28 protein-coding genes are annotated in these 24045 nt (G+C 45.1%); 18 read left to right on the top strand and 10 right to left on the bottom strand.

The window, feature by feature from the left end:
* Nucleotides 1-44: 44 nt before the first annotated feature.
* From norR to VIA_RS07455, 9 genes are all read left to right on the top strand, one after another.
* Entirely contained in the window at nt 45-1634 is a 1590-nt protein-coding gene (gene norR, locus VIA_RS07415) for a nitric oxide reductase transcriptional regulator NorR (RefSeq protein WP_004412165.1), read from the top strand.
* A gap of 73 nt (nt 1635-1707) precedes the next feature.
* Nucleotides 1708-2067: a glutaredoxin family protein gene (locus VIA_RS07420; RefSeq protein WP_004412166.1), complete on the top strand. Its 360-nt coding sequence runs from the start codon at nt 1708-1710 to the stop codon at nt 2065-2067.
* A gap of 14 nt (nt 2068-2081) precedes the next feature.
* A complete protein-coding gene (locus VIA_RS07425; protein ID WP_004412167.1) occupies nt 2082-2690 on the top strand; it encodes an HAD family hydrolase in 609 nt (202 codons plus the stop codon).
* A 105-nt stretch (nt 2691-2795) separates the two neighbouring features.
* The gene (locus VIA_RS07430) at nt 2796-3416 is read left to right on the top strand and encodes an NAD(P)H-dependent oxidoreductase (RefSeq protein WP_004412168.1); all 621 of its coding nucleotides are present in this window, start codon (nt 2796-2798) and stop codon (nt 3414-3416) included.
* Nucleotides 3413-5332, top strand: coding sequence for a monovalent cation:proton antiporter-2 (CPA2) family protein (locus VIA_RS07435; protein ID WP_004412169.1), 1920 nt, complete (start codon nt 3413-3415; stop codon nt 5330-5332). Before VIA_RS07430 ends, VIA_RS07435 begins: the two co-directional genes overlap by 4 nt.
* 139 nt (nt 5333-5471) lie before the next feature.
* A complete protein-coding gene (locus tag VIA_RS07440) occupies nt 5472-6809 on the top strand; it encodes an MATE family efflux transporter (protein WP_004412170.1) in 1338 nt (445 codons plus the stop codon).
* Nucleotides 6810-7010: 201 nt separating this feature from the next.
* The gene (locus VIA_RS07445; RefSeq protein WP_004412171.1) at nt 7011-7928 is read left to right on the top strand and encodes a DMT family transporter; all 918 of its coding nucleotides are present in this window, start codon (nt 7011-7013) and stop codon (nt 7926-7928) included.
* Between the two features lie 127 nt (nt 7929-8055).
* Nucleotides 8056-8937, top strand: coding sequence for a DMT family transporter (locus VIA_RS07450; protein WP_038210762.1), 882 nt, complete (start codon nt 8056-8058; stop codon nt 8935-8937).
* 61 nt (nt 8938-8998) lie between these two features.
* Nucleotides 8999-9598, top strand: a complete 600-nt coding sequence (locus tag VIA_RS07455; protein WP_004412173.1) for a glutaredoxin — start codon at nt 8999-9001, stop codon at nt 9596-9598.
* 91 nt (nt 9599-9689) lie between these two features.
* Here the strand turns inward: VIA_RS07455 and VIA_RS22575 are convergent, their stop codons facing one another.
* The 3 genes from VIA_RS22575 to VIA_RS07465 all read right to left on the bottom strand — a co-directional run bounded on the left by VIA_RS22575 (nt 9690) and on the right by VIA_RS07465 (nt 11476).
* Complete coding sequence (locus tag VIA_RS22575) at nt 9690-9824, bottom strand: hypothetical protein (RefSeq protein WP_004412174.1); 135 nt, start codon at nt 9822-9824, stop codon at nt 9690-9692.
* Between the two features lie 70 nt (nt 9825-9894).
* Nucleotides 9895-10245, bottom strand: coding sequence for a hypothetical protein (locus tag VIA_RS07460; protein WP_004412175.1), 351 nt, complete (start codon nt 10243-10245; stop codon nt 9895-9897).
* A gap of 52 nt (nt 10246-10297) precedes the next feature.
* The gene (locus tag VIA_RS07465) at nt 10298-11476 is read right to left on the bottom strand and encodes a multidrug effflux MFS transporter (protein ID WP_004412176.1); all 1179 of its coding nucleotides are present in this window, start codon (nt 11474-11476) and stop codon (nt 10298-10300) included.
* Nucleotides 11477-11589: 113 nt separating this feature from the next.
* Here VIA_RS07465 and VIA_RS07470 point away from each other — a divergent pair, with 113 nt between their 5' ends.
* Nucleotides 11590-12477: a LysR family transcriptional regulator gene (locus VIA_RS07470; RefSeq protein ID WP_004412177.1), complete on the top strand. Its 888-nt coding sequence runs from the start codon at nt 11590-11592 to the stop codon at nt 12475-12477.
* 134 nt (nt 12478-12611) lie between these two features.
* Nucleotides 12612-14462, top strand: coding sequence for a putative bifunctional diguanylate cyclase/phosphodiesterase (locus VIA_RS07475; protein ID WP_004412178.1), 1851 nt, complete (start codon nt 12612-12614; stop codon nt 14460-14462).
* A 31-nt stretch (nt 14463-14493) separates the two neighbouring features.
* Here VIA_RS07475 and VIA_RS07480 read toward each other — a convergent pair whose 3' ends face one another.
* Both VIA_RS07480 and VIA_RS07485 read right to left on the bottom strand, forming a co-directional pair.
* Nucleotides 14494-14976, bottom strand: coding sequence for a hypothetical protein (locus VIA_RS07480; RefSeq protein ID WP_004416177.1), 483 nt, complete (start codon nt 14974-14976; stop codon nt 14494-14496).
* A 23-nt stretch (nt 14977-14999) separates the two neighbouring features.
* Nucleotides 15000-15521 carry a nicotinate-nicotinamide nucleotide adenylyltransferase gene (locus VIA_RS07485; RefSeq protein ID WP_004412180.1) on the bottom strand — a complete coding sequence of 174 codons (522 nt, stop codon included), beginning with the start codon at nt 15519-15521 and terminating at the stop codon, nt 15000-15002.
* 185 nt (nt 15522-15706) lie between these two features.
* Between VIA_RS07485 and nadE the strand changes: the two genes are divergently transcribed.
* Together nadE and VIA_RS07495 are read left to right on the top strand one after the other, a co-directional pair.
* Entirely contained in the window at nt 15707-16534 is an 828-nt protein-coding gene (nadE, locus tag VIA_RS07490) for an ammonia-dependent NAD(+) synthetase (protein ID WP_004412181.1), read from the top strand.
* 260 nt (nt 16535-16794) lie between these two features.
* Nucleotides 16795-17343, top strand: a complete 549-nt coding sequence (locus VIA_RS07495; RefSeq protein WP_004412182.1) for an MSHA operon transcriptional regulator — start codon at nt 16795-16797, stop codon at nt 17341-17343.
* Between the two features lie 86 nt (nt 17344-17429).
* Here VIA_RS07495 and VIA_RS07500 read toward each other — a convergent pair whose 3' ends face one another.
* Nucleotides 17430-18164 carry a substrate-binding periplasmic protein gene (locus tag VIA_RS07500; protein ID WP_004412183.1) on the bottom strand — a complete coding sequence of 245 codons (735 nt, stop codon included), beginning with the start codon at nt 18162-18164 and terminating at the stop codon, nt 17430-17432.
* A 116-nt stretch (nt 18165-18280) separates the two neighbouring features.
* Nucleotides 18281-18526 carry a hypothetical protein gene (locus VIA_RS07505; protein ID WP_004412184.1) on the bottom strand — a complete coding sequence of 82 codons (246 nt, stop codon included), beginning with the start codon at nt 18524-18526 and terminating at the stop codon, nt 18281-18283.
* Nucleotides 18527-18747: 221 nt separating this feature from the next.
* On the opposite strand from VIA_RS07505, the gene VIA_RS07510 reads away from it, so the two are divergent.
* The gene (locus VIA_RS07510) at nt 18748-19299 is read left to right on the top strand and encodes a DUF924 family protein (protein WP_004416174.1); all 552 of its coding nucleotides are present in this window, start codon (nt 18748-18750) and stop codon (nt 19297-19299) included.
* 63 nt (nt 19300-19362) lie between these two features.
* Here VIA_RS07510 and VIA_RS07515 read toward each other — a convergent pair whose 3' ends face one another.
* From VIA_RS07515 to hutX, 3 genes are all read right to left on the bottom strand, one after another.
* Nucleotides 19363-19884 (bottom strand): ATP:cob(I)alamin adenosyltransferase, encoded by a 522-nt coding sequence (locus tag VIA_RS07515; protein ID WP_004416172.1) that lies wholly within the window; start codon nt 19882-19884, stop codon nt 19363-19365.
* 106 nt (nt 19885-19990) lie between these two features.
* Nucleotides 19991-20521: a heme utilization protein HutZ gene (hutZ, locus tag VIA_RS07520; RefSeq protein WP_004412187.1), complete on the bottom strand. Its 531-nt coding sequence runs from the start codon at nt 20519-20521 to the stop codon at nt 19991-19993.
* A gap of 37 nt (nt 20522-20558) precedes the next feature.
* A complete protein-coding gene (gene hutX / locus VIA_RS07525) occupies nt 20559-21062 on the bottom strand; it encodes a heme utilization cystosolic carrier protein HutX (protein WP_004412188.1) in 504 nt (167 codons plus the stop codon).
* Nucleotides 21063-21344: 282 nt separating this feature from the next.
* Between hutX and VIA_RS07530 the strand changes: the two genes are divergently transcribed.
* Genes VIA_RS07530 through VIA_RS07545 form a run of 4 tightly spaced genes read left to right on the top strand, consistent with a single transcriptional unit; the run spans nt 21345 to nt 24041 of the window.
* Nucleotides 21345-22088, top strand: a complete 744-nt coding sequence (locus VIA_RS07530) for an energy transducer TonB (protein WP_004412189.1) — start codon at nt 21345-21347, stop codon at nt 22086-22088.
* On the top strand, nt 22088-22774 hold the full coding sequence (locus tag VIA_RS07535; RefSeq protein ID WP_004412190.1) for a MotA/TolQ/ExbB proton channel family protein: 687 nt from the start codon (nt 22088-22090) through the stop codon (nt 22772-22774). The genes VIA_RS07530 and VIA_RS07535 overlap by 1 nt, the downstream gene beginning before the upstream one ends.
* Entirely contained in the window at nt 22771-23184 is a 414-nt protein-coding gene (locus tag VIA_RS07540; RefSeq protein ID WP_004412191.1) for an ExbD/TolR family protein, read from the top strand. The genes VIA_RS07535 and VIA_RS07540 overlap by 4 nt, the downstream gene beginning before the upstream one ends.
* 11 nt (nt 23185-23195) lie before the next feature.
* Complete coding sequence (locus tag VIA_RS07545; protein WP_004412192.1) at nt 23196-24041, top strand: heme/hemin ABC transporter substrate-binding protein; 846 nt, start codon at nt 23196-23198, stop codon at nt 24039-24041.
* Nucleotides 24042-24045 lie beyond the last annotated feature (4 nt).

The raw sequence follows: 24045 nt of genomic DNA on the forward strand, positions 1-24045 counted from the left end.
ATTCTAAATCAACGTTTAATAGCTCCAGTACGCCATCATAAGCCATGCAAGATATTTCTATTTCTACCCTCATCGATATGACCATTGGCCTTGCTCGCGGGGACAACGATCAAGACCGATTCAACAATCTGCTCGATGCCATTCGTAAAGCGATCCAATGTGATTGTGTTGCGCTACTGTCTCTGCAGGGAGACACCTTGGTTCCACTTGCTCTTCAAGGGTTAACGAGAGATACCCTTGGCCGCCGATTCAAGATATCTGAGCACCCTCGGTTTGCACTCATCTGTGAGTCTAAGAGCGCTATCCGATTCGACGCCGATTCTGACTTACCTGATCCCTTCGACAACCTGCTGCTGGACTACGAAGGTGACTTACCGATGCACTCATGCATGGGGTTACCTCTTTTCTACGCCGACAAGCTGCTTGGTGTTCTGACATTAGACAGCTTGACTCCTGGCGTCTTTGAGCAAATTCCAACTCGCAGTCTTGAAGCACTTTCTGCGATTGCGGCTTCAACACTGAAAGTCGCTCTTGCGGTAAGCCAACTTGAACAACAAGCCAAGCAAACTCAACAAAAATTCGAAGAGCTCAACGAAGAGGCGTGGGACAGAGACGGCAGTGAAATCATTGGGGACAGCCATTCAATGCAAGCGCTTAAAGCGGATATTGAAGTCGTCGCCCCTTCTAATTTCAATATTCTTATCCACGGTGAAACGGGTGTAGGTAAAGAGCTGGTTGCGCGCAGCCTTCATCATTTATCACCCCGCAAAAAACAACCTCTGGTTTACGTTAACTGTGCAGCGATACCTGAAAATCTAGTAGAGAGTGAGTTATTTGGCCACGTTAAAGGGGCTTTTACTGGCGCAGACAAGTCTCGCTTAGGGAAATTTGCTCTTGCTGATGGCGGTACCCTTTTCCTCGATGAAATCGGTGAACTTCCCCTAGCGGCGCAAAGTAAGATATTGCGTGCGCTACAAAACAATGAAATCCAGCCTGTTGGTCAAGACAAGGTGCAAACTATTGATGTTCGAGTGCTGGCAGCAACAAATCGTGAGCTAAAAGAAGAAGTGTCAGAAGGGCGATTCCGCTCAGACCTATATCACCGCTTGAGTGTCTACCCAATCACTGTACCTGCACTTCGTGAACGAAATGGGGACATTGTTCTACTCGCTGGCTACTTCCTAGAACAAGCAAGAAGAAAGCTTGGCATCGTTCAAATCAAACTGGGTAAAGAAGCGCGTATAGAGTTAGCTCGCTACAACTGGCCTGGTAACGTACGCGAGCTTGAGCACGTCATTAATCGCGCAGCATTAAAAGCGCGGGCAAGAGGACGAGGCGGCAAGCTAATTACCATCTCTGTAGAAGATATTGGTGAACTTGATTCCATGCCCGACATGCCAATTCCTAGCGAAGGTTTAGCGACCCACTCTTTGGCAGAAATAAACCCATCATTAGGCTTAAGAGAGTCAACGGAAGAGTATCAACGCCAAATGATCATCACTGCATTAAACAACGCGGACTTTAATTGGGCGCAAGCGGCTCGCCAGTTAAAGACCGATCGAGCGAATTTAACCAGACTGGCGAAACGGTTAGGGATTGAAGTCAGTAAGAAACATCAAATTACGCTGAGCTAAGTTTAAGATTGGTCACATCTCAGTTACAATGCGTAACGTAAATGTCACCTTAAAATATAATAATAGGATTGTTATGAAGTTTATCCGCTGGTTCTTAGGACGAGTTATTCTATTGCTCAACTTTGTCTTTTCACCTAGAGGCGTAAAACGCTCAACGGAAGACCAACAAGCTGTTGATTCAAAAGCGCAGTCTCTCGCGCTATACCAATTTGAAGCCTGCCCTTTTTGCGTTAAGGTGCGTCGCGCTATGAAACGCCAATCGGTAAAGTTTGATTTACGCGATGCTAAAAATGACCACGCACATCGCTCAGAGCTTGAAGCGGGTGGCGGTAAAGTGAAAGTGCCTTGTTTAAGAATCGAGAAAGATGGCGATGTACAATGGATGTATGAATCGTCAGACATCGTTGCTTACTTGGAGCAAGAGTTCGCATAAGCTAAGGAAAGTCTATGTCACACGTGCCACTAAACATCCCTCAAATCAAAGCCATCGTTTTTGATCTTGATAATACCTTAGTGAGCTCAGACATGGACTTTCAATGGTTAAGGGAGCAGCTTGGCTGTCCAAGTAGTCAAGACTTGCTCTCTTTTATCGACCAAATCGACTGTCAGAAAACTCAAGCTAATGCTCATTCATTGGTTCTTCAACACGAACTAGAAGACGCTGAGAGCTCTAAGCCCATGCCTGGTTGCGAGTCCCTACTCAATTTTATTAAAAGCAATCATTTTCTCACTGCAGTCATTACCAGAAACTGCTCTGAAGCGACTAAAACTAAGCTCTCTCACAACAAAATAACCATCCCCAATGTTATTACGCGTGAACACTTTCCGCCGAAACCCGCACCAGATTCCTTGCTCTACTTAGCCAATGAATGGAAGCTTGAGTCTAGCGAAATTCTGTATGTTGGAGATTACCTTTATGATCTGCAAGCGGCGTTTAATGCGGCGATGCCTTCATGCCTCGTTACGCATGGAAAACATACGCCTTTCACTGCTCACGCCTCACTCATTGTCGAGCATTTGAGTGATTTAGAAGCCACCATTTCTAAGCATTACTGATTCTATGTAATAACTCATTGAGCCTTAGTTCTCTTTGATGAATAGCTCGGCGCTATGTAAAAATAGCTTGATACCGCCAACACTTATCAACCAGCGAGACAAGATATGTCAAACAATAAAGTCCTCGTGTTATTTGCTCACCCTTCTCCTGGGCGTTCTGAAGTCAATCAGCACCTTTTCAATACCGCCAAAAAGGTTGAAGGCGTCACGGTTGTCGATCTTTATTACGAATACCCAACCTATCAAATTAATATCGATAAAGAGCAACAGCGCTTGCGAGATCACGATGTGATCATCTTCCAATTTCCACTCTACTGGTATTCAACCCCTGCAATTTTAAAAGAGTGGCAAGACCTCGTTCTAGAATACGGATTTGCTTACGGCACTGAAGGTAATGCACTACATGGCAAAAAGTTCTTTTGCTCGCTCTCTGCTGGAGGTAAAGCTGAGGCTTACCAAACTGATGGTTATAACCACTACACCATTCGTGAATTACTTTATCCGCTTGAGCAGATGGCAAGTCTGACAGGTATGGATTATCTGGCGCCATTTGCACTGTTCGGCGCGCGCACAGCTCAAGAAGATGGACGTGTCACCACGCATGTCGAGAATTGGACGAAACTTCTAAAAGCACTCGTCAAAGATCAAATTGATTATGAGCAAGCCGTTAAGGTAGAAAAACTCAATCACTACGTCGACACACTAGCGAAAGAGGCACAACTATGACCGGTTACTTCCTACAGGCATTCATTTACCTAGCGGCAGCAGTCATCGCCGTTCCTATCGCCAAACGTCTGGGGCTCGGATCTGTACTCGGGTATCTTATCGCTGGTGTGGTGATCGGCCCAATCATCGGCCTTGTCGGTGAAGAAACAAATACCATCCAACATTTTGCCGAATTTGGTGTGGTTATGATGCTGTTCTTAGTCGGCTTAGAGCTTGAACCTAAGATGCTTTGGTCAATGCGTAATCGCTTAATCGGGCTAGGTGGACTTCAGGTGGGCGGTACTGCTGCCATAGTCATGGTCATCGCGCTTTACTTCGACCAGCCTTGGACTGTTGCGCTTGCGATTGGCTTGATCTTCGCTCTTTCATCGACAGCGATCGTCTTACAAACCTTCAATGAGAAAGGACTAAGCAAAACAGAAGGTGGACAAAACGCTTTCTCAGTGCTGCTATTTCAAGATATTGCCGTTATTCCAATGTTAGCTTTTATTCCGTTACTCGCACTTCCGGAATTGGTAGAGCAAGCTCAATCTGCCGTCTCAGCCGCGTCAGAACACCACGAAGAGCTAAGCCTTGTCTCAGGTTTACCGAGTTGGGGATACGGAATCGTTATTATTATTTCTATCGTAGGCTTAGTCGTTGGCGGACATTATTTAAGCCGTCCCCTATTTCGCTTCGTTGCAGGCTCAGGGCTACGAGAAATATTCACCGCAACCGCACTTATGCTGGTAGTAGGCATTGCTGCTTTGATGAGTTTGGTTGGATTATCCCCCGCGCTGGGAACCTTCCTCGCAGGTGTTGTCCTAGCAAACAGTGAGTTCCGACATGAACTAGAATCCAATATTGATCCATTCAAAGGTCTTCTGCTCGGTCTGTTTTTCATCACCGTAGGCGCTGGGATTAACTTTGGTATTTTGTTTGATGATTTTGCCTTGATCATCGGCCTGACATTGGGCGTTATGCTTCTTAAATCCGCTGTCCTATATACGCTTGCGTTTATTTTTCGGATTAAAGACAGTAACCGCTGGCTATTTACTCTCAGCCTTGCACAAGCGGGAGAATTTGGTTTTGTTCTGCTGAGTTTTACCGTTCAAAACCATGTTATCCCCCAAGACATCGCGCAGACTTTATCGTTGGTTGTGGCACTTTCTATGTTCCTCACCCCAGGTTTATTCATTCTATTCGATAAAGTGATCTTGCCGCGCTTTGAGCAGTTATCCAACGATCGTGAACCGGACACGATTGAGGAAAAAGGGACGGTCATCATCGCGGGTATTGGCCGATTTGGCCAGATTGTTAACCGATTACTCGTCTCGAATGGTGTTCATACTGTCGTCCTTGATCAACAAGCTGCGCAAGTGGATGTCGTTCGCCAAATCAATACCAAGGCCTACTTTGGCGATGCTAGCCGCCCAGATCTACTGCATACAGCAGGGATCGAGGAAGCATCAATGATTGTGATCGCCATAGATAACCGAGATACCTGCGTAGAACTAACAAAATACGTTAAGCATACCTATCCGCAGGTTAAGGTCCTCGCTCGTGCATTCGACCGAGGACACGGTTACCTGCTTCGCCAAGCCGGAGCCGATATTATTGAGCTTGAAACCTATCATTCATCGCTTGAGCTTGGCGCACATGCAATGCGCGAGTTGAATTTCCATCCGTTCCATGTCGAAAAACAAAAAGCGGCATATAAGCGTGTTGAGGACAAAAAATCCGATAGGCTCTACCATGCCTGGGAGGACGATTCTGAAGGCGAACGTTTCGACAATAACTACCGCAAACTCTTTATGCATATGGAAGAACATATCAAGTTAGCGATGCAAACTGATAGATCAGACCGCCATGAGAATGGTGAGCGCGGATGGACACCACCGCCAAAAGGTTATGCAGATCACCTTAAGCAAGAGTAACTCTTTCGCATGATTATTGAGCCACCCCCTTGAAATTCGGTGGTATGGCTACGATGTATGTCAAACGATAGTAAACCGAGGTGAAATTGCCTCGGTTTAACTTTAAGCACAGTCGAAAGACCTTAAATAAAAAGCAGCTATGACTTCAACAACACAAGATTCAGCACCTTCTCTCGGAAAACAGTTGTTCAATATGACTTGGCCAATGCTGTTTGGTGTGCTGTCACTGATGAGCTTCCAACTCGTAGACAGTGCATTCATCGGGCAGCTAGGTGTTTTACCCCTCGCGGCTCAAGGCTTTACCTTACCGATTCAAATGATCATTATCGGTATTCAGGTGGGTCTAGGCATTGCAACGACCTCTGTAATTGCTAAAGCGATTGGCGCAAACCAAGAACGCTACGCCAAACAGCTTGGGGGGCTTGTCATCGCAATGGGTAGCGTGGGCGTTGCGTTGTTCTCTGTCATTATCTATTTGATCCGCGAGCCAATTCTACTACTGCTAAGTGCCCCTGAATCAGTACTGCCAATTATTGATAGCTACTGGGTTTATTGGTTAATCAGTGCGTGGACTGGTGCTGTACTCTATTTCTTATACAGTGTCTGTCGAGCTAATGGTAATACCATGTTGCCGGGCACCATGATGATGGTGACCAGTGCGCTCAACTTGGTGCTCGACCCTATTTTCATTTTCACTTTCGATATGGGCATCAACGGTGCGGCAATTGCGACCATTATCGCGTTCGGCTTAGGTATACTGTTTGTCGCTCCGAAAGTGACGAATAAGCACTGGATGCTCTTTGATTGGAGCGACCTAAATGTAGTAAAAAGCCTTCGCTCCATTGGCAATATTATGGGGCCAGCCATGATCAGCCAATTGCTGCCACCACTCTCTTCGATGCTCGCCACTAAGCTGCTGGCTAGCTACGGTACGGCTGCGGTTGCTGCATGGGCTCTTGGTTCAAGGTTCGAGTTTTTCGCCATTGTTTCCGTCCTTGCGCTCACCATGTCAATGCCGCCAATGGTCGGAAAATTGCTCGGCGCTAACAACCTTGTCGACATCCGAAAACTGGTCACTATCGCGGTCAAATTTGTGCTTGGTTTCCAACTTATTATCGCCATCGCGACTTGGCTTGGGTCAAACGGTTTGGCGGTTCTCATGACCAGTGAAGGAGAAGTGGAGTCCATTCTTAACTATCACCTGATGATTGTACCGTTTAGTTTAGGGCCACTAGGCATCTGTATGTTAATGGTTTCAATCAACAATGCTCTCGGGAAATCCTATACCGCTTTAACGATTTCAGCGCTGCGACTGTTTGCCTTCTTCTTACCTTGTTTATGGTTAGGGTCGCATTTTTATGGCATCCAAGGCCTGTTCTGGGGAGCGTTTATCGGCAATATTTTAGCGGGTATTTGTGCTTGGTCTATGTACCAAAATGCGCTGAACCAAGTCGAGTTAAAATTGCAACGAGGCTAACAACAAGCGGTTGCATTTTATACACGACAAAGATAGTCTAAAAATTCACCATCAATCGGAATGATTATGACTTTTATGTTTACCTACCTTTGGCTCCTTCTTCTCAATGCCTGTAGCCGGTAGGTAACACTGCGCCTGGCTACGAGAACGTAGCCAGCCTTGCTTTCTCGTAGCCTCCACTCTCAAAAGGATACGAGACGAATGACCGAAAAAACTCACACCGCCTCCTCAAGCACTTCATCTGCCACCCAATTTGGTATTTTGATGGCACTCGCGGGCTGCGTCCTTTTCTCTGTTAAACCGATATTTATTAAGATTGCTTATCAATATGGGGGAGACGCAACCTCTATCATGACGCTAAGAGCCTTTAGCTCGCTTCCGGTGTATTTGCTCATTTTCCTATTTTTGTGCCGACACAGAGAAAACCGCATCAAGGTCCAACGTTATGGCGTAAAAGCAGCGGCGATTGGCATCATGGGCTACTACCTAGCCAGTTTTTTAGATATCGCTTCACTGGCTCATATCTCAGCACAGCTTGAACGCCTACTGATCTTCCTTTTCCCAACTTTTGTTGTACTGATCAGTTGGGGGTTGTATGGCAGTAAACCAACTCGGGCCGTATTGTCTTCCGCGCTGATTGGCTATGTCGGTATCGGTTTTATTGTCTTTCATGACTTCAGTGCCTTTGGGGCCTCAGTTGTTTCCGGGAGTTTGCTCGCTATCACCTCCGCGTTGGTCTTTGCGTTCTATCTAGTTTGGAGTAAACCGCTTATTGGTCATTTAGGCAGCTCAATGTTTACCAGTATTGGCATGGGCAGCGCAGGGCTTGCGATTCTTGTTCACCTATCACTGAGTGATGCCTCGCCGACGGATTGGAGCATTGAGCTGATTACCATTGGTATTTTGCTCGGCATTTTTTGTACGGTGCTACCTTCTTATCTGATGGCTGCAGCCATGGCGAGGCTAAGCCCAACCACACTTAGCCTAACCAACAATATCGGCCCTGCCATCACCGCGGTTTTTGCCGTGATGGTGCTCGATGAGTTATTTACGATTTGGCATGCTATTGGCCTTATTCTGGTAGTTGCTTCAGTGTACACACTGAATAAAAAACGCTAAGGCGAATCAACCAATAAAGAAATTGCCCACATTCGGCTTTATTGAAGAACAAGTTCAGATTACTAAGGTGATCTCACTTCAATAAAGTCGTATGATTCACACTATCAATTTTTCATACACTTACATCATGACCACCAGAAATCATCACCCTATTCAAGGGGCTAGCTGGATGCTTACCGCAGGGCTAGCGTTTGCCATTGTTAACAGTCTTGCACAAGTTGCCAGCATTAATTTTGGGCTATCTTCAACCACCGTCGCCCTTATCCAATATGCCATTGCATTGGTCGTGATCCTTCCTTACTTAAAAACGTTAGGTATTGGCAAGTCTTTACGAACAGAGCACCTTGGTATGCATGTCTTCCGAGTGTTTCTATCTGTTATCGGCATTCAACTTTGGCTTTGGGCGCTCGCCTACCCTGTCCCGATTTGGCAAGGCATTGCGCTACTGATGACATCTCCACTATTTGCCACGGTAGGCTCGGGGTTATTCCTCAAAGAGAAAGTCGGAACCGCACGCTGGGCGGCGACTCTATCTGGCTTTGTTGGCGCGATGATCATTCTTGAACCATGGGCAGAAGACTTTAATTGGGCGACTTTACTCCCCGTTGGCGCCGCCTTCTTCTGGGCTTGCTATTCGTTAATGGTGAAAAAGCTCTCTTCTGACGACTCTCCTTCAACGATGGTGGTCTACCTTCTTATTTTGATCACGCCGTTTAATATCTTACTCGCATTACCTGATTGGCAAATGCCGAGCGGTGGGACTATTTGGCTAGTTCTGTTTGCTGCAGGTGCAATGACAGCGTTGGCTCAGTGGGCTATTGTAAAAGCGTATTCAGTCGCAGATGCCTCTTTCGTACAACCGTTTGATCATGCAAAGCTGCCATTGAACGTATTAGCAGGTTGGGCTGTATTTGGCTGGGTTCCACCAGGAAGGTTGTGGTTAGGCGCCGCTATCATTATTGCTTCTGTCGCGTTCATCACTCGCTGGGAAACAAAAAGATCAAAATAGCTGAAAGATAAGCCATCTGACGCCGTTCTAATTAGTCATAGGCATTTAAGGAGAGCAATCTATGACAAGTCCAATAAAACTAACACTCTATAAATGGGCTGGTAGCTGGGGACCATTTAAAGTGAACATTCCATGTGGTGAATGTACGCTAACCAAAGATATCCTAGCTGATACCTTTGAAAATGAATTGGCGGGCATCCCGATAGAGTTGGAAGTGAAAGATTGGCTTTCTCATTGGTGGGAACCATTAAAAGTTGGCGCTTGGCATGCGCCGATCCTGATGGTCGAAGGTAAAGTCGTTAGCCAAGGCGAGGCACTCAACCGCGGAGTCTTAGTTCAGTCGGTGATTCAAGAATGGACAAAGCACGACACCCTTAAAGGCAATATTGTTTATGGTAAAGCCACTTGTCCGTACTGCGTGAAAGCGAAGAAAATCTTAGATGAAGCTGGTATCGACTATCACTATTACGATGTCGTCAAAGACAGTGCGGCCTTGTATCGAATGATTCCAGAAGTTAAGGCAATCATCGGCGAGAAAACCCCTGTAACGGTGCCTCAAATCTGGTTGGATGGCCATTATATTGGCGGTGCTGATAACCTAACTGCATGGATTGAGGAAAAGGGGCTGAGCACAGTGCCGGATAACGTCGTTTCATTGTAGCGCCCAAACAAAAAGCCCCGCTGTTCTCAGCGGGGCTTTTGACTAAGCTCGAGACTCGTCGAGATTAGAAAAATCCATTTCACTTATGCGATTATTTCGCCAGTTTCTTCATCATTCGTTTGATGAAAGAGGCTTTCTTCGCTTTAGGCTTACCATAAAGTGCTTCATGCATAGCTTGCTTAGCGATCATTTGACCAATGTATGCATTGCCTAGTTCGTGATTCATGTTTATCTCCCAAAAATGGAAGCGTGATTTTAATCACATTTAACACTAAAACAAGAACTAAATCACATTATTAAGCGCGTTTAGGTTGCGTATAGGCTTTACCCGCCGCTTGGTACGTATCTTTACGCTTCACATCAAACATAACGTCGAAGAACCAAGCAACGAATCGAATCACATCTTCACCTTCATCCATTACGTGCTCAACAAACTCTTGCTCCTCGCCTTGCTCGTTTTCTTGCACTGTCACATGATAAACACGCTTCGCGCCGTCAACTTCTGCAAGCGCGAACTGACCAGATAAAGACTGTGCAGCTTCTGACACTTCACCATCTTCAGACGCTTTTAACAGCTCTAGTGCCTGTGGTAAGTTTTCTTTCTCACATAGTGACTTAACTAAAGTTTCAAACTCTTTGTGTTCCATCGTTTTTATCTCGGTATGTCAATTTTTCCGGCATTGTACCCTCAACTGCCTATCAAGCAAACTCTTGCTGTGCAGCAGCTACCTTCTTAGATGCAATGAGGACATAAGCCATGGTGATTGCAGCGAGTAAATAGAACACCCCCATAGCAAATTGGCTCTGAACCCAGTATTCAACCAAATACCCTCCAAATAGACCTGCTAGGCACATTTGAACGGAGCCTGATAACGCTGACACCGAACCTGCTTGCCGTTTGTGCGGCTCAAGTAGCATGCTAATTGATAGCGGGAACGAAATACCTTGAGCAACCGTCAGCCAAGTAAATGCCCAAACAAGATTGAACAACGAGACCGGTGTAGCGACTAACCAAACTCCCGCCAAGGCCATAATTGAGATAGCTAGCGTCATCAACTGACGCGTCGACAGATATCGATTTAGTACATTCAACGTAAGACTGCCAGCCATAAGACCAGCCGAAGGAATGATCATTACCGAACCATACTCTGCAGCCGTCAGGCCTAAGTTATGTTGCAAGATGAAAGGCATCACAGAGAGAGAGACCAAACTCGCAAGATAACTAATCCAGTTATAGCAGGCGCTAGAGATCACCTGCTTATTCGTCATTAACAGGCCGTAATTCTTTATCACACTACGAAGATTAAAACGGGATTTACCGTAGTTCATGGTTTCAGGCAAAATGAAATAGCCGAGTGTAAAGATCGCAATCAGATACAGTAAAACAAACATAAATACTGCCTCCCACCCTAAGTAGAATGAGATCCAGCCGCCTAAAACTGGCGCAACAATTGGCATAATGGAAGCTGTGACCGAGATATAAGATAACGCTTTGGTCAGTTGAACCCCTTCATAGCTGTCCCGTAGTACACTACGGCCGAGGACAGAAGCACTACCCGCCCCTAAGCCTTGCAGCAAACGGCCTACCGTCAGAATCGACAAACTGTCCGTGTTAGTAATGCACATCACGGTACCAATTAGGTAAATACCTTGGCCGATAATAAACACAGGTCTGCGACCTATCGCATCGGAGAGTGGACCATAGAATAGTTGGGAAGCACCAAAACCGACCAAAAATAGAGTCACTAAAAGTTGGATGTCAGCTTGGTTGGCCTGTAAAGATTCACTGATCATCGGCAGAGACGGTAGATAGATACTCACACCAACCTGCCCTGTCGCAATGATCATCATGGCTAATAAAATTGGGGTTTTCTTCATAGCGTCTCCTAAATCAATTATCTTTAATTGGAGTTTATATGCGTCCTGATTGAATGATAATATGGCAAAATGGAAAGTGATTAAGTCCTACAAAGAAACAATAAGAGTGAGTTATGGATTGGATTCAAAGTGTTCAGAGTTATATTCGTGTTGTAGACGAGGGCAGCTTCAATGGGGCCGCGCGAAAGCTCAACACAACAAGTTCAGCGATCAGCAAACGTATCCACTGGCTTGAAGAACGTATTGGTGCGCAGCTGTTAAAACGCACTACTCGCTCTGTCACCCAAACCGAAGCAGGAGCCTTGTTCTATGAACGCGCAAAGGTTCAGTTAGATGGCTGGCAATCTATTGTCGACGAAACTCGCTCTGTTTCAGAAACGCCTGTTGGGCTATTGAAAATTGGGGCAACTCTCGCAGTAGGCTCGAAGTTTCTGGTGCAATATCTTAATGACTTCCTGAAGATGTATCCCGATATCCGCATCCAGCTGATTACGACGACTCCAGGTCAACTCCCAGCACTCAGTCTGGACCTCTTCATTAGCAGAGAGATTGAACAGCTCAATTCGTTGAGTTTTAAAGCGACACCTCTTTTCGAACATAAAGCAGGTTTTTACGCCTCACCTGACTACATAAAACAACACGGGGAGCCACAAAACGTCGAGCAACTCGCTCAACACAATATGCTTAATTGGGGAGAACGTACGCAAAGAGAATACATTTTGACCAATGGGAGAAAGCTATCGCTCAGCGGCAACTTTGCCACAACCAACCCTGAAGCTTTGTTTTATGCAGCCAAAAGTGGCATGGGAATCTTGCTGACAAATGATGTGATGATCAAAGAAGAGCTGAGAGTCGGTACACTTAAACGAATCTTACCGAGTATCACGGCTGATGAGGCTTTGGTCTATGCTTATTATCCTAAACTTGATTACCAACACACGAGAACGAAACTGTTTTTGGACTATTTAAAAGCACGCCTATCTAAAGAGCAATCACAGTAATCAACCCCGCTTGACCTACTCCTGCAATTAGTTTTCATTTAAGTTTGCAAATGTATGCATCCAGTACCATATTTAAAGAGTAACCCAACCGATAAAGAAGTGACATAAGTCGCAATAATAGTGAGTTACTCGATATGGCTAGGACATCATCTGTACCAGATACGCTAAGTGTGGAAACACTTGGCGAAACATTAAGCTTGGACGGTCTCGAACTGCTAAACAAAGCGACCTATGAGCTCCACAATTATGCAAACTCGTTTTGCACCTGCGTGATTGAATTTGATCAATTTACGCCGAAATCTGTCTTACTTGCCTCCGCTAGTGACTTAAGACTGCAGCGAACTCACTGTAATACACCATTGAGTCGTAGCACATGGGCGTTTGTCATTCAGTCTAATCAAGAGTATACACTGTGCCAAAACCAAGCGTCTTCCAGACACCCGAGTGAACAGTTTATTTTCGACAATAACATCGAGTCTTACATCGCTGTGCCATTGAAAGCGACAAATGGAGAAACACTGGGCGTTTTGCTTTCCACATTCAATAATGAAATAGAACCAGGCGAGACCGAACACCTCGTTGAAGCGCATAAGCTTTTTGCTAGTATCGTCACTCACAACCTAAGGGCAAAGTGGTTATCTGCTCGTTCAGAAACCTTAGTTGACCAACTTAGCTATGAGGTTTCTCATGACAACCTCACTGGTTTGCTAAATCGCAGTTACTTATCTGACAAGATCGAGCGCCTGAATGAGATGAACATCGACTCGTTCACTCTCGCTTATATCGATATCGACAACTTCAAATCAATCAATGATTTATATGGTAACTACATCGGCGACCAAATCATTAAGTTTGTTGCAAATACCATTAAACTTTCCATCAAAGATAAGCATTTAGCGTTTCGAATAGCGGGTGATGAGTTTGCATTTATCACCTTATCTGGTGACCCATTCGAAATCTGCCACACCATCATCAACAAACTTGAAAAAGGCTATCAAGATCCCGCACACAATATCAAATTCAGTGTCAGCATTGGACTTGCCAAAAGTGCAGGACTAAACGTGACAGCCGATCAGATCATACTTAACGCCAGTTTGGCACTCAAAGATTGTAAGCAATCAAGGCATATCAATGTGCAGTGTTACGACACGCATTTAAGTGCGCAGTACTACCGCCGAGCCTTAATTATCGACGCTCTACGAAGTGAACTGGCAAAAGAAACGATCAGCGATGGTGAAATTTATGTTGTAGCTCAACCTATTGTCGAGCGAAACAAAAAACAATGGAATTACTATGAAATTCTAGCACGTTGGCACAGCAAAGCGCTCGGAGCGATCTCTCCGCTAGAGTTCATCGAAGCTGCTGAGCAATCCGGACTGATTGTCGAATTTGGCGAACGTATTGTTGAACTTGCCTGTAAGGCAAAAGTTGCGCTAGAAAACGGACTAGGCCATAAAATAAAATTGGGACTTAACTGTTCAGCCCATGAGTTAAACAATTCTGAACGATACTTACAGCACCTGATCGACACGATACAACGCTATAATTTCACTCCAGAAGAGTTCACGATTGAGCTAACGGAAACCGTACTATTGTCTCAAACCGATGAAGTCAAAAAAATTCTGACCAAGTTGCGCCTACTTGGATTCACCGTTGCCCTTGATGATTTCGGCACTGGTTACTCCAGTCTCAACTACATCCACAGCTACCCCATTGACTGTATTAAAATTGACTCGACGTTTATCAATAACATGCTGAGTAATGAAACGGCTGAACGCGTAGTTTGGTTGATCGTTCAATTAGCTAAACAGTTAGAGGTCAAACTGATAGCGGAAGGGGTAGAAAATCAAGAAGCTTTAGAGAAGCTCTATGCAATGGGGTGTAACTTAATTCAAGGTTACTACTTTTCAAAACCTGAAACACCAGAACAGTTAATTAGTCACAGTTATGAGCGACTAGAACAGCAGCAAGTTTCTAATGGGTAAACTTACGGCTATAACAAAGAGTCAAAAGTGGTTAGAACGGGACTTCAACTTGCATCATCACGTCGCCATTTCTTTCCTCATGCCAGCGATAATCGAATCGCATGCGAGGCTCACCAGTGTTCATATCACCAAAGCCAAGGCTAAGCTGTAAGCCATGACTTTTGATCCACTCTTCCGTATCCATACTAGAAAGTTGATCTTCAAGCTCGCTCGGAACCCATACGCCTAAACCAATATAATTTGAAGATAAGCTCTTGGTTAAAATTGGGTTGCTGTCATTTTGTAACAGCCATTCCGACCAATACGCAGAGTAGTCTGTTGAGTCCTTGGCCATATAGCTGCTGATTGAATCTATAGACTTAGCGGTATAACCAATACCATCAAGTATAGAAAAACAGACACCTTGCTGCCCTAACATTACTGATTGAGAACTGGAGCTGCTGCCATACATCTCACACGCATTTGAAACAGAAGACAGCAATAAAGCCCCCCATATCAATCCGCACTTTGACATTCACGCCTCTTATATATCGTACACTAGACCATATAATAATACTCTTTTTCGGCAAGTTTGCGACATACTTTTGGGGTTGTGAGGTTAGAAATATCTTTTTTATCAATTAGCGCATTACGAATATCTGTGCTTCGTACTTTCACCTGCTCTGGGCAACTCAACACGCGCCACCTCTCTATAATTTCTTCGGCTTTGTAAAACTTTGAAAAGTTGAAGAAATTGTCTGGCCCCATAACAAAGGTAAGCTCACTATCAGGATAACGAGACTGCAATTCATCCAAGACCGCATAGGTTGTCACACTGCTTCCCGGTTGAAGAAGATCTTCTTCAACCGTAGAGCGTTCGACATTTGTGGCCACGAGCTCTTGAATGAAAACATCCACCAGCTCACAGCGCACAGAGTACTCAAGCATCTGCTTTCCCCAAGCATGAGCGATACTTGGCAACAACAGAACTCGATCAAAATGGTTTAGGGACTCTATAACACTCTTATGTCCAAGGCTTGGCGGATTAAATGCACTACCAAATACGGCAATTTTGCTCATTGTTGTTCTTCACTATCAGGGAAAACCGCGATCACAGTTTTCTAATTTATTGATTGAGGTATGATATAAAGATGTGATTTTAACACGTTCACTTCAAGATTCAGAATTTGGTCTGAGGTAGACCTGTTAAAGTCACCAGTTAGACTCATAATTTTAAACCATATTGCTTGCAGGAAGGAAACATAATGGAACAGCTGATTCGCGACGAAATGCGCGTTTTGCCATCAATTGACCCTCATTTTGAAATTACTCGTCGCGTGGATTTTATTAAGCGCAAATTACAAGAGTCTGGGTGCAAGTCGCTTATTCTCGGCATTAGTGGCGGTGTCGATTCAACAACTTGCGGCCGCCTAGCCCAACTTGCTGTTAACCAGCTCAATGAAGAAAGCAATGCTGGTTATCAGTTTATCGCCGTTCGTTTACCTTACGGTGATCAGAAAGATGAAGACGAAGCACAGTTGGCGCTACAGTTTATCCAACCTACGCACTCTGTATCGGTTAACATCAAAGCGGGTGTTGACGGCTTACATGCTGCAAGTCATATCGCTCTGGAAGGTACTGGCCTACTTCCCGAAGACAAGGCTAAAGTTGACTTCGTAAAAGGCAACGTCAAAGCGCGCGCGCGTATGGTTGCTCAGTACGAAATCGCTGGCTATGTTGGCGGCTTGGTCATTGGTACAGATCACTCAGCCGAAAACATCACTGGTTTCTACACTAAGTTTGGTGATGGCGCATGCGACATGGCACCATTGTTTGGTCTCAGTAAGCGTCAAGTACGTGAACTTGCTGCGACACTTGGCGCGCCTGAACAGCTGGTTAAGAAAGTGCCTACCGCAGACCTTGAAGAACTTGCCCCTCAGAAAGCGGATGAAGACGCGCTCAACCTTAGCTATGAGCAAATCGACGATTTCTTAGAAGGTAAAGTAGTCTCTCAAGAGGTTACCGACCGTTTAGTGCATATTTACAAAATCACTCAACACAAACGCCAGCCGATCCCTACCATCTACGACTAACGTGATATTGGCTCTATCGAAGCGTTGGTAGGGCCAACATTTGCTCGCTATTCCAATCAATGATTGTTGCTAAGAATTGTGACCAACGCAAGCCTAAGCCGTCTATTAACTAACCAAATCTTGACCAAACTAACTAGCGAGTCAGACAGTTTTTCACTACACTGTGTCGAATAGTTCTCAACCCTTTAAAATAGGCGCCTGTTTTCGAGCCTATTCTTTTTTGCCTTTTATATATCGACGTAAAATTAGTGTATAAAAATATGGAACAAGATAAATTTACTAATATTTATCGATTACCGACTGCTGTGCAGATTCGTATCGGTAAGTGGCAACAAACCTTTAACGGTACCTCCGATCTTGTCATGCACCAAGCTATCGATGTTAGAAACAAGCAGTACCGAAAGCCGAACTTTTTCCCTAGTGGATGGAGTGTTCAACTTTTTGATAAAGAAGACATTTCTATCACCAATCATGGCAAATATATCCAGACAGCCATGAGAACAATGCTCGACCGTAAAGTCTCTTATAAGCGTATTTATCTTTCTCGATTACCACTAGACGTCGCAGAGCCTGGCTTACTCGCTTTTAAGCAAGAATGGATATCAAAGCACAATCGCGTCGCGCGTAAATACAACCAGATTAAGAAAAAGCAGTTTATTAGATTTGCAATGGAAGAAGTTGAAACCCTCTACCCTTCTATTCCCAAAAGCGAATTTGACGTACAACTGTGGAACAAACTGGTTGCCTCTGAGCTTGGTAGTCCTAAAAAGTTTGATAATCCATACTTTGTTAAGAAAGCTAAAGTTTAGTAGCGCTTAAGTAAACGTTAAAGACGTAACCATCGTATATATCCATGCAAGCCAAATCATTGTGTTTGGCTTGATGACATCGCATATTAGTACTTTTCTAAGATCTCTTCATAGCGACTACTACCAGATTCATCTGTTTTCTTGAGCATGTTGAGGCCTCTTTGCAATTTTTCAGCAACGACTTTGTCTGTCTTCTTATTAACCGCAAAGTAAACTTGTCCCTCATGGACCAAATAAACAGGTTCAAACAAATCGGGGTCTATCCCGACTTGTCGCGACCACCAATACGCCGCTCTTTCTGAGTAGACAAAGAGATCAATACGTTTTTTCATCAGCTGTTCAGCTAATACCGTAACGTAGGACGCTTCTTGCATAGAATCTCTTGGGATGCCCAACGCAAGAAGACTTTGCTCACCAATGTCATCTCTAATCACACCGATTCTGTAGTTGGCCATCTCGAGTGGGTCTTGGATTTGGATGTTAGCGTCTTTACGGGCCAAGACCACTACTCTGATATCAAGAATAGGTCCGACCCAATCAAACAAACCTTCACGATGCTCTGAGCGTGTAGTCGAAAATAGAACTGAGTTTTCATGGGTTAGCACCGTTCGATATGAACGAGCCCATGGTTGTAGCGTGACCTGAGACAGTGTAACGGGCTCATTAACGAGTGCACTAGCCTCTAGCAATACATCGACAGAATAGCCAGTAATGATGTCATCAACGATGTAATTTGCTGGCGGATAGCTTTCTGTGTAGAAAGAAATTTCTCTTAAATCACTCGTTGAACTAAAGGCTGGAGAAATCGCAAAGTACGTCATAAATATGACAATTACCTTGCGTAACGAATCATATCGAGTCATATAACGACCCCCTTTGCTGCTGCCTAACATTAAAGTTAGTTCAGAGCAGTAAAGTTCTAAAGGGGTCGAAGAAATTAAATCAGTCCGTTACGGCTTAGTGCTCGTTTAACGCTGGAGCACATTTTTCCAAAACGGCGTATCTCGTCAAACTGGGGAGCAATGCCTCTATCGAGCGCAGACTCCCAATAACTGAGATCCGAATCAACCATTTCGAGTAACTTTTTCGGGCAACCAATGCAGCTACCTTTACTTCCACAAACAAACGTTTCTGATTCATACAACGGCAGTGTGTTTTTCACCTGCGTAATGATGTCACGCATTGCGGTCGCTCGATCTGGTTTTCTTTCTAGATTCACTTTTTCTACTCAGAAAAATGGAGAGAGCGCGATTATAGTCCTCACTTTCCTTTTTCCAATACCCATAAAGAGTGAGTGTCTATTTATTAGGCTTTTGCCCATTTAGGATTGGAAGCGGAGGGGGTTGCCAAACGCGCTGGTTTTATCCATAGTCAACGGACCTCAACCCAAACATGGAAGGCCCAATGAGTAAGCGACCAACAGAAAATGACGTGCTGAGTTTTTGGTTCAACGAGCTTGAACCTAAAGACTGGTTCGTGAGCAGTAGCGAGGTAGACAAAACCATCACGGCCCGTTTCAGCGCATTGCTAGACAGCGCCGCTCAGTGCGAGCTATTAACGTGGCGGAAGTCAGCAAAAGGTCGTTTGGCCGAAATCATTGTTCTAGACCAGTTTTCCCGCAATATTCATCGCAATAGCGCCAAAGCCTTTAGCCAAGACCCGCTTGCTTTAGCGCTCGCCCAAGAAGCCATTGCTCTAGGACTGGACAAAGAGTTAAACACTATCGAGTGCAGCTTTCTCTATATGCCATTCATGCACAGTGAGTCAGCAAGTATTCACCAGCAAGCGGTCGAGCTATTTAACCAACCAGGGCTCGAGAATAACTATGACTTCGAGCTCAAACATAAAGTGATTATTGACCGTTTTGGCCGCTACCCTCATCGCAATGAGATTTTGGGTAGAGCAAGCACCACTGAAGAAATCGAGTTTTTAACTCAGCCAGGCTCTAGCTTCTAACGATTAGACCATCGATGTAAAAACGCTCCCAATATTGAGGGAGCGTTTTTGTATCAATCAAATTCAATAACTACGACTGACAAATTCCACTTCTTCGACTTGATGAATGTTATTGGTATATGAGGCAAGCGCATACATTACATTCGCGAGTAGGTTGGCGTAGCGGAAGAGAATTGGCGCGGGCGATTTCTTTCCAGAGTGTTCAACAGCAACAAGAGCGCGGACAATTTTCTTGGCTTGAGTCCGGCACAAATGCAACTCTGCGGAAACTGGATGACCACCGGGTAAGACAAAACCTCGGAAACCTCCATCGAGCTTTTCCCTTAACACATTGTAATCATCATAGAGCTCCTTCAATTGAGCTTCATCAATCGCAAGCTTGCCTCGAACAGAGCCATTAAGATGGTACACATTAGGTTGTACGCGACCTAAAATATCACGGCTTAGCGCATCTAGTTCCATTGTCAGCACTAGACCAATGCGGCTACATAGCTCGTCAGCAGCAATTTCAAAATCACACACTGGACTATCTTCGTAAATAAACGGGTAACAGATTTCTCCGTGATCTTTACTAACTGGTCGCATTCTACCCCCAACGGTCTAAGTGATAAGTAAAAAGAAAGGAGCCCTATGGCTCCTTTAGTATGGCTTAGATTACCTAGAAACAACGATCAACTAAATAAGTTTCTGATTATGCATTAGAGACTTTTTTGTGCCCTTGCTCAAGGTGGACAAAATCAACTAAGTCATCACCGGATACTTGGTACGCTTGACCAAAGCCTTTAACGAACAAGCCTTGCTCTGGCTTAAGATTGAACAAGACGAAATCCTGCAGTTGGCTGAGGCCATCAATGATTTCACCAAAACGATCTTTCAATTGGTTAACAACTGGCTGCCACTGTTCAGAGTCACGTTCGACAACGCTTGCAACCGCATCAAAGGTTAGGCGCTTACGAGCAAACAACTGCTTCGAGCTGTCCTCATCTTCTATCATCATGATAGAAACATTTGGGTTTGCTTGTAGATTGCGGGCATGACGCGCGATCTCGGAAATAAGTACGAAATAGCCATCTTGGTTTTGTACATAAGGAGCATAGCTTACGTTCGGGCGACCATTCTCATCAACTGTCGCTAATTGAAGCGTACGACGCTCCTGACGAAACTCTTTAATTTCAGGGCCTAAACGTCCTTGCAGTCGCTCTTGTTTTACTTGTTGATCCATTTAAATACTCCTGACTTCTTCTATAATTTTTTATCGATTAATGACTAAATTCTTTCTGCCATTGCTTAAAAGTCGCGACTTGTTCTTCGATAAGCTCCCGCTTCTCATTTCGGCCTAGGTAGACTTTAAACACGTTGTTGCCTGCTTCGCAGAAAAAGCCGAAGTAATGGCTCTCTCGGCCCATAAATGGCTTACTGACTAGAGCAATATTCTTAATGTTATCCAGTTTCAGATGACCGTGAAGCTCGCCTTCACGGCCCATTAAGTTGTAATAACCTCGGGCTACTTTTCCTTTTGGGAATGGCGCCTTCACTTCAAAAATCGATCCAAAAGAATGAACAATTGTCGTGACTGGGCCAAAACCGACCAAGCTTTCTAATATCGACTGCGCCTGCTCTCCCCCGACGAGCGCAACCATCTCTTCTGGTAACGCTGCTACGGCTTCAAACTCTGATACATTCAATTTTTCCGCTATTGCTGCGGGCAATAGTTTCGGCTCTTGCTCAATCAACTGAGCGACTTGTTGTTTTAGTGCTTCCATCGTTCATTCCATTTCATCCGTCATACATAAACCTAGCACACACCCTATGGCAGGAGGTGCATCGTCGTTTATCCCTTACAAAAGATTCATCAAATTTATAAATAACCAATACTTAATAACCCTTTCAGCGCTTGTCCGCTCTGGCTTCACATGGCTATCTCAAAAACTGGACTCGATCATAAGATGGAGATAATGATAATGCAATTGATAATTGATCTTATTTGCATTGTGGGTGATAATCTTCTCCCGTTTTGGAATTGAAAATCGTCGACAGAGGACAATGTGAACATCAAGCGATACACCATAGCAGGTAGCCTGTCACTAGCCGTTCATGCTGCGCTTGTGTTCGTCGCGCAAGAGCCTAAAGCTTTTGCTATGCCCGCAGGAGCGCAGTCCAATTCGGTTTCCATCAACTTTAAGGCCGCCACTGCACCGCCTCCACCAACGACGACAGCAGAGCCTGTAACTAAAGCAGCGCCAACGCCTGAACCCGAGCAGAAGATAGCGCCACCTGAGCCTAAAAAGACGGTAAAAAAAACCACCACGACCAAGAAAAAACCGGTGGTAAAGAAAAAGACTACTGAGGTTAAGCCTAAGCATACTCAGCCAAAAGCGAAGAAAACGCCCGCGACCAAAGCTGAACACAAGCCCATAGAAAAAATGGCTAAGAAACAACCAAAGCCTACCGAGTCAGAACCGCAGGCTAAACCACAGCAAGTAAACCGCGGTGCGAGTGCTCAGCCCGTTATGGTTGAAAGACCCTCATTTTTAACCCGTCCAAGTGCACCCAAATATCCTCGCCTTGCAAGAAAGCGAGGCGTTGAAGGTGTTGCGCTTTACGAGGTATGGCTAGATGAAGATGGCCATCAAGTGAAACAAGTTCTGGTTTCCTCATCCGGTGCAACCATGCTCGACAAATCTGCGCTAGACGCGATCAAAAAATGGAAATTCTCCCCTCATACGGTTGGCGGTCAAAAGATGGCTCACCGCGTGCAAATCCCAGTTCGTTTTAAGTTGGATCGATAATGGAACAATTACAGCAAATACAACAACAGCTTGGTTTAATGGCTTGGCCTCTTATCATCTGTTCAGCCCTAACCCTTATGATTATCGCAGAGCGTCTGTTCCAAGTTGTTATTAGTCTTGGCGTCGGTAAACGAGCAATACGTCGAGAGCTTAGTAATATCAGCCCAACCCGCAGCAATGATATCGAAGCGTTAGCCGAGCAACTTTCTCCACGTCGACCACTGCTCTACAAGGGCGTCGCTATGGTGCTTGCTCATCACTCTTTTCCGAAAACTCTAAGGGAAGACGCCGCGGGTATGTGGCTACAAGAAAAGCGCCACCAGCTCAACTCAGGGTTACGCTTACTGACTCTAATTGGCGTGATCAGTCCTTTAATTGGACTTCTTGGTACGGTGCTTGGCCTTATTGAGATGTTTAAAGGCGTCGCAGCTTCTAGCGGAAACATTACGCCGAATGATCTTGCTGATGGCCTAGGCTTAGCGATGCGAACAACAGCAGCTGGCTTGTTGATTGCGCTTCCTGCGATCGCCGGAGCACAATTGCTCGGGCTCTGGGCCGACAAAGTGATGGCAAAGCTAGAGCATACTCTAAACTACGTTAACTTGTGGCTTGAAGGTATTAGCCTGCAACACGTATCGCCAGATAACCAAATCAACAAACGCCCTCATGTTGAGACGACACCATGATTAAGGTCAAGAGTGAAGAGAATCGTTTTGGCCTGACACCCGACCTCACCCCCCTACTCGACATCATTTTTATTGTGATGGTGTTTTTGATGTTAACCGCGGCCGTGAAGTTAGATTCTATCGAGGTGGATTTACCTGCGGCCGACTCAGATGCGGTCTCGGCGGTCGATACTCAATCTCTCACCATCAATATTCTAGACTCCGAACCTTACTGGGCAATTGATGGCAAAGAGTACATCGACTGGGAAAACTTTAAGCTCGCCCTATTAGAAGAGCACCGCTCTCACAAAAGGTCAATTGTGATTGGCGCAGATAAAACCGCCGATGTTCAGCACCTTGTTAAGCTTCTCGCCTTCTTACAAGAAAACGGGATTCAAGCCACACAGCTTCTCACGGAAGAATCAAAATAATAGAGTTCAATATGAATAAGAAAACGCTTCTCACGACATTTGTCGGCCTATCTTTATCGCTACTGGCGACCTCATCTTCCGCCAACGAGCGCATTATCAGCGCAGGTAGTGCGGTGACTGAATTGATCTTTGCGCTTGAGCAACAAGACAAGTTGGTTGCCGTTGACGTTACCAGTGAATTACCAGCAGATAAGCCGTTACCTAAAGTGGGTTATCACCGACGCCTATCTGCTGAAGGGTTATTGGCATTGGGCGCAAACCGCCTTATCGGTTCTGACGAGATGGGACCACAAACAACACTCGACCAACTATGTTCAGCAGGCGTTAAAGTGAATATCGTCAACACTAAGTCGACGCCTCAAGGGTTGTTGCAACGCATCGATGAAATTGCCGAACTGACAGACTCTCAAAACAAAGCCAGCGAGTTAATAGCGCAGGTAACGGCACAAATTGCCAGTCTAGAAAGCAACAAAGCACAACAGAACACAGCTAAAAAGGTGTTGTTCTTACTTATTCACGAAGGACGTCCAGCTAACGTGGCCGGCAGCGATACTACGCCGAATGCAATCATCGAACTTGCTGGAGGCATCAACCCAGCAGCCGATAAACTGAGCTCGTATAAGCCACTGTCGAATGAAGCTATCGTTGAAATGCAGCCTGACGTCATTTTAGTCAGTGGCCGCAGCTACAAAACACTAGGTGGAGCAGATGAAATTCTTAAAAAACTGCCGCTACTTGCAGCAACGCCCGCAGGCAAGAACAAGCAGTTTATCCAGATTAATGGGCATGCGTTAGTGGGTGGTTTAGGCTTAAAAAGCCTGTCAGAAGCTGAGCGTTTAAGCGAATTACTCAAATAACGAG

Origin of the sequence: Vibrio orientalis CIP 102891 = ATCC 33934, assembly GCF_000176235.1 — a bacterium.
Classification (GTDB): Bacteria; Pseudomonadota; Gammaproteobacteria; order Enterobacterales; family Vibrionaceae; genus Vibrio; species Vibrio orientalis.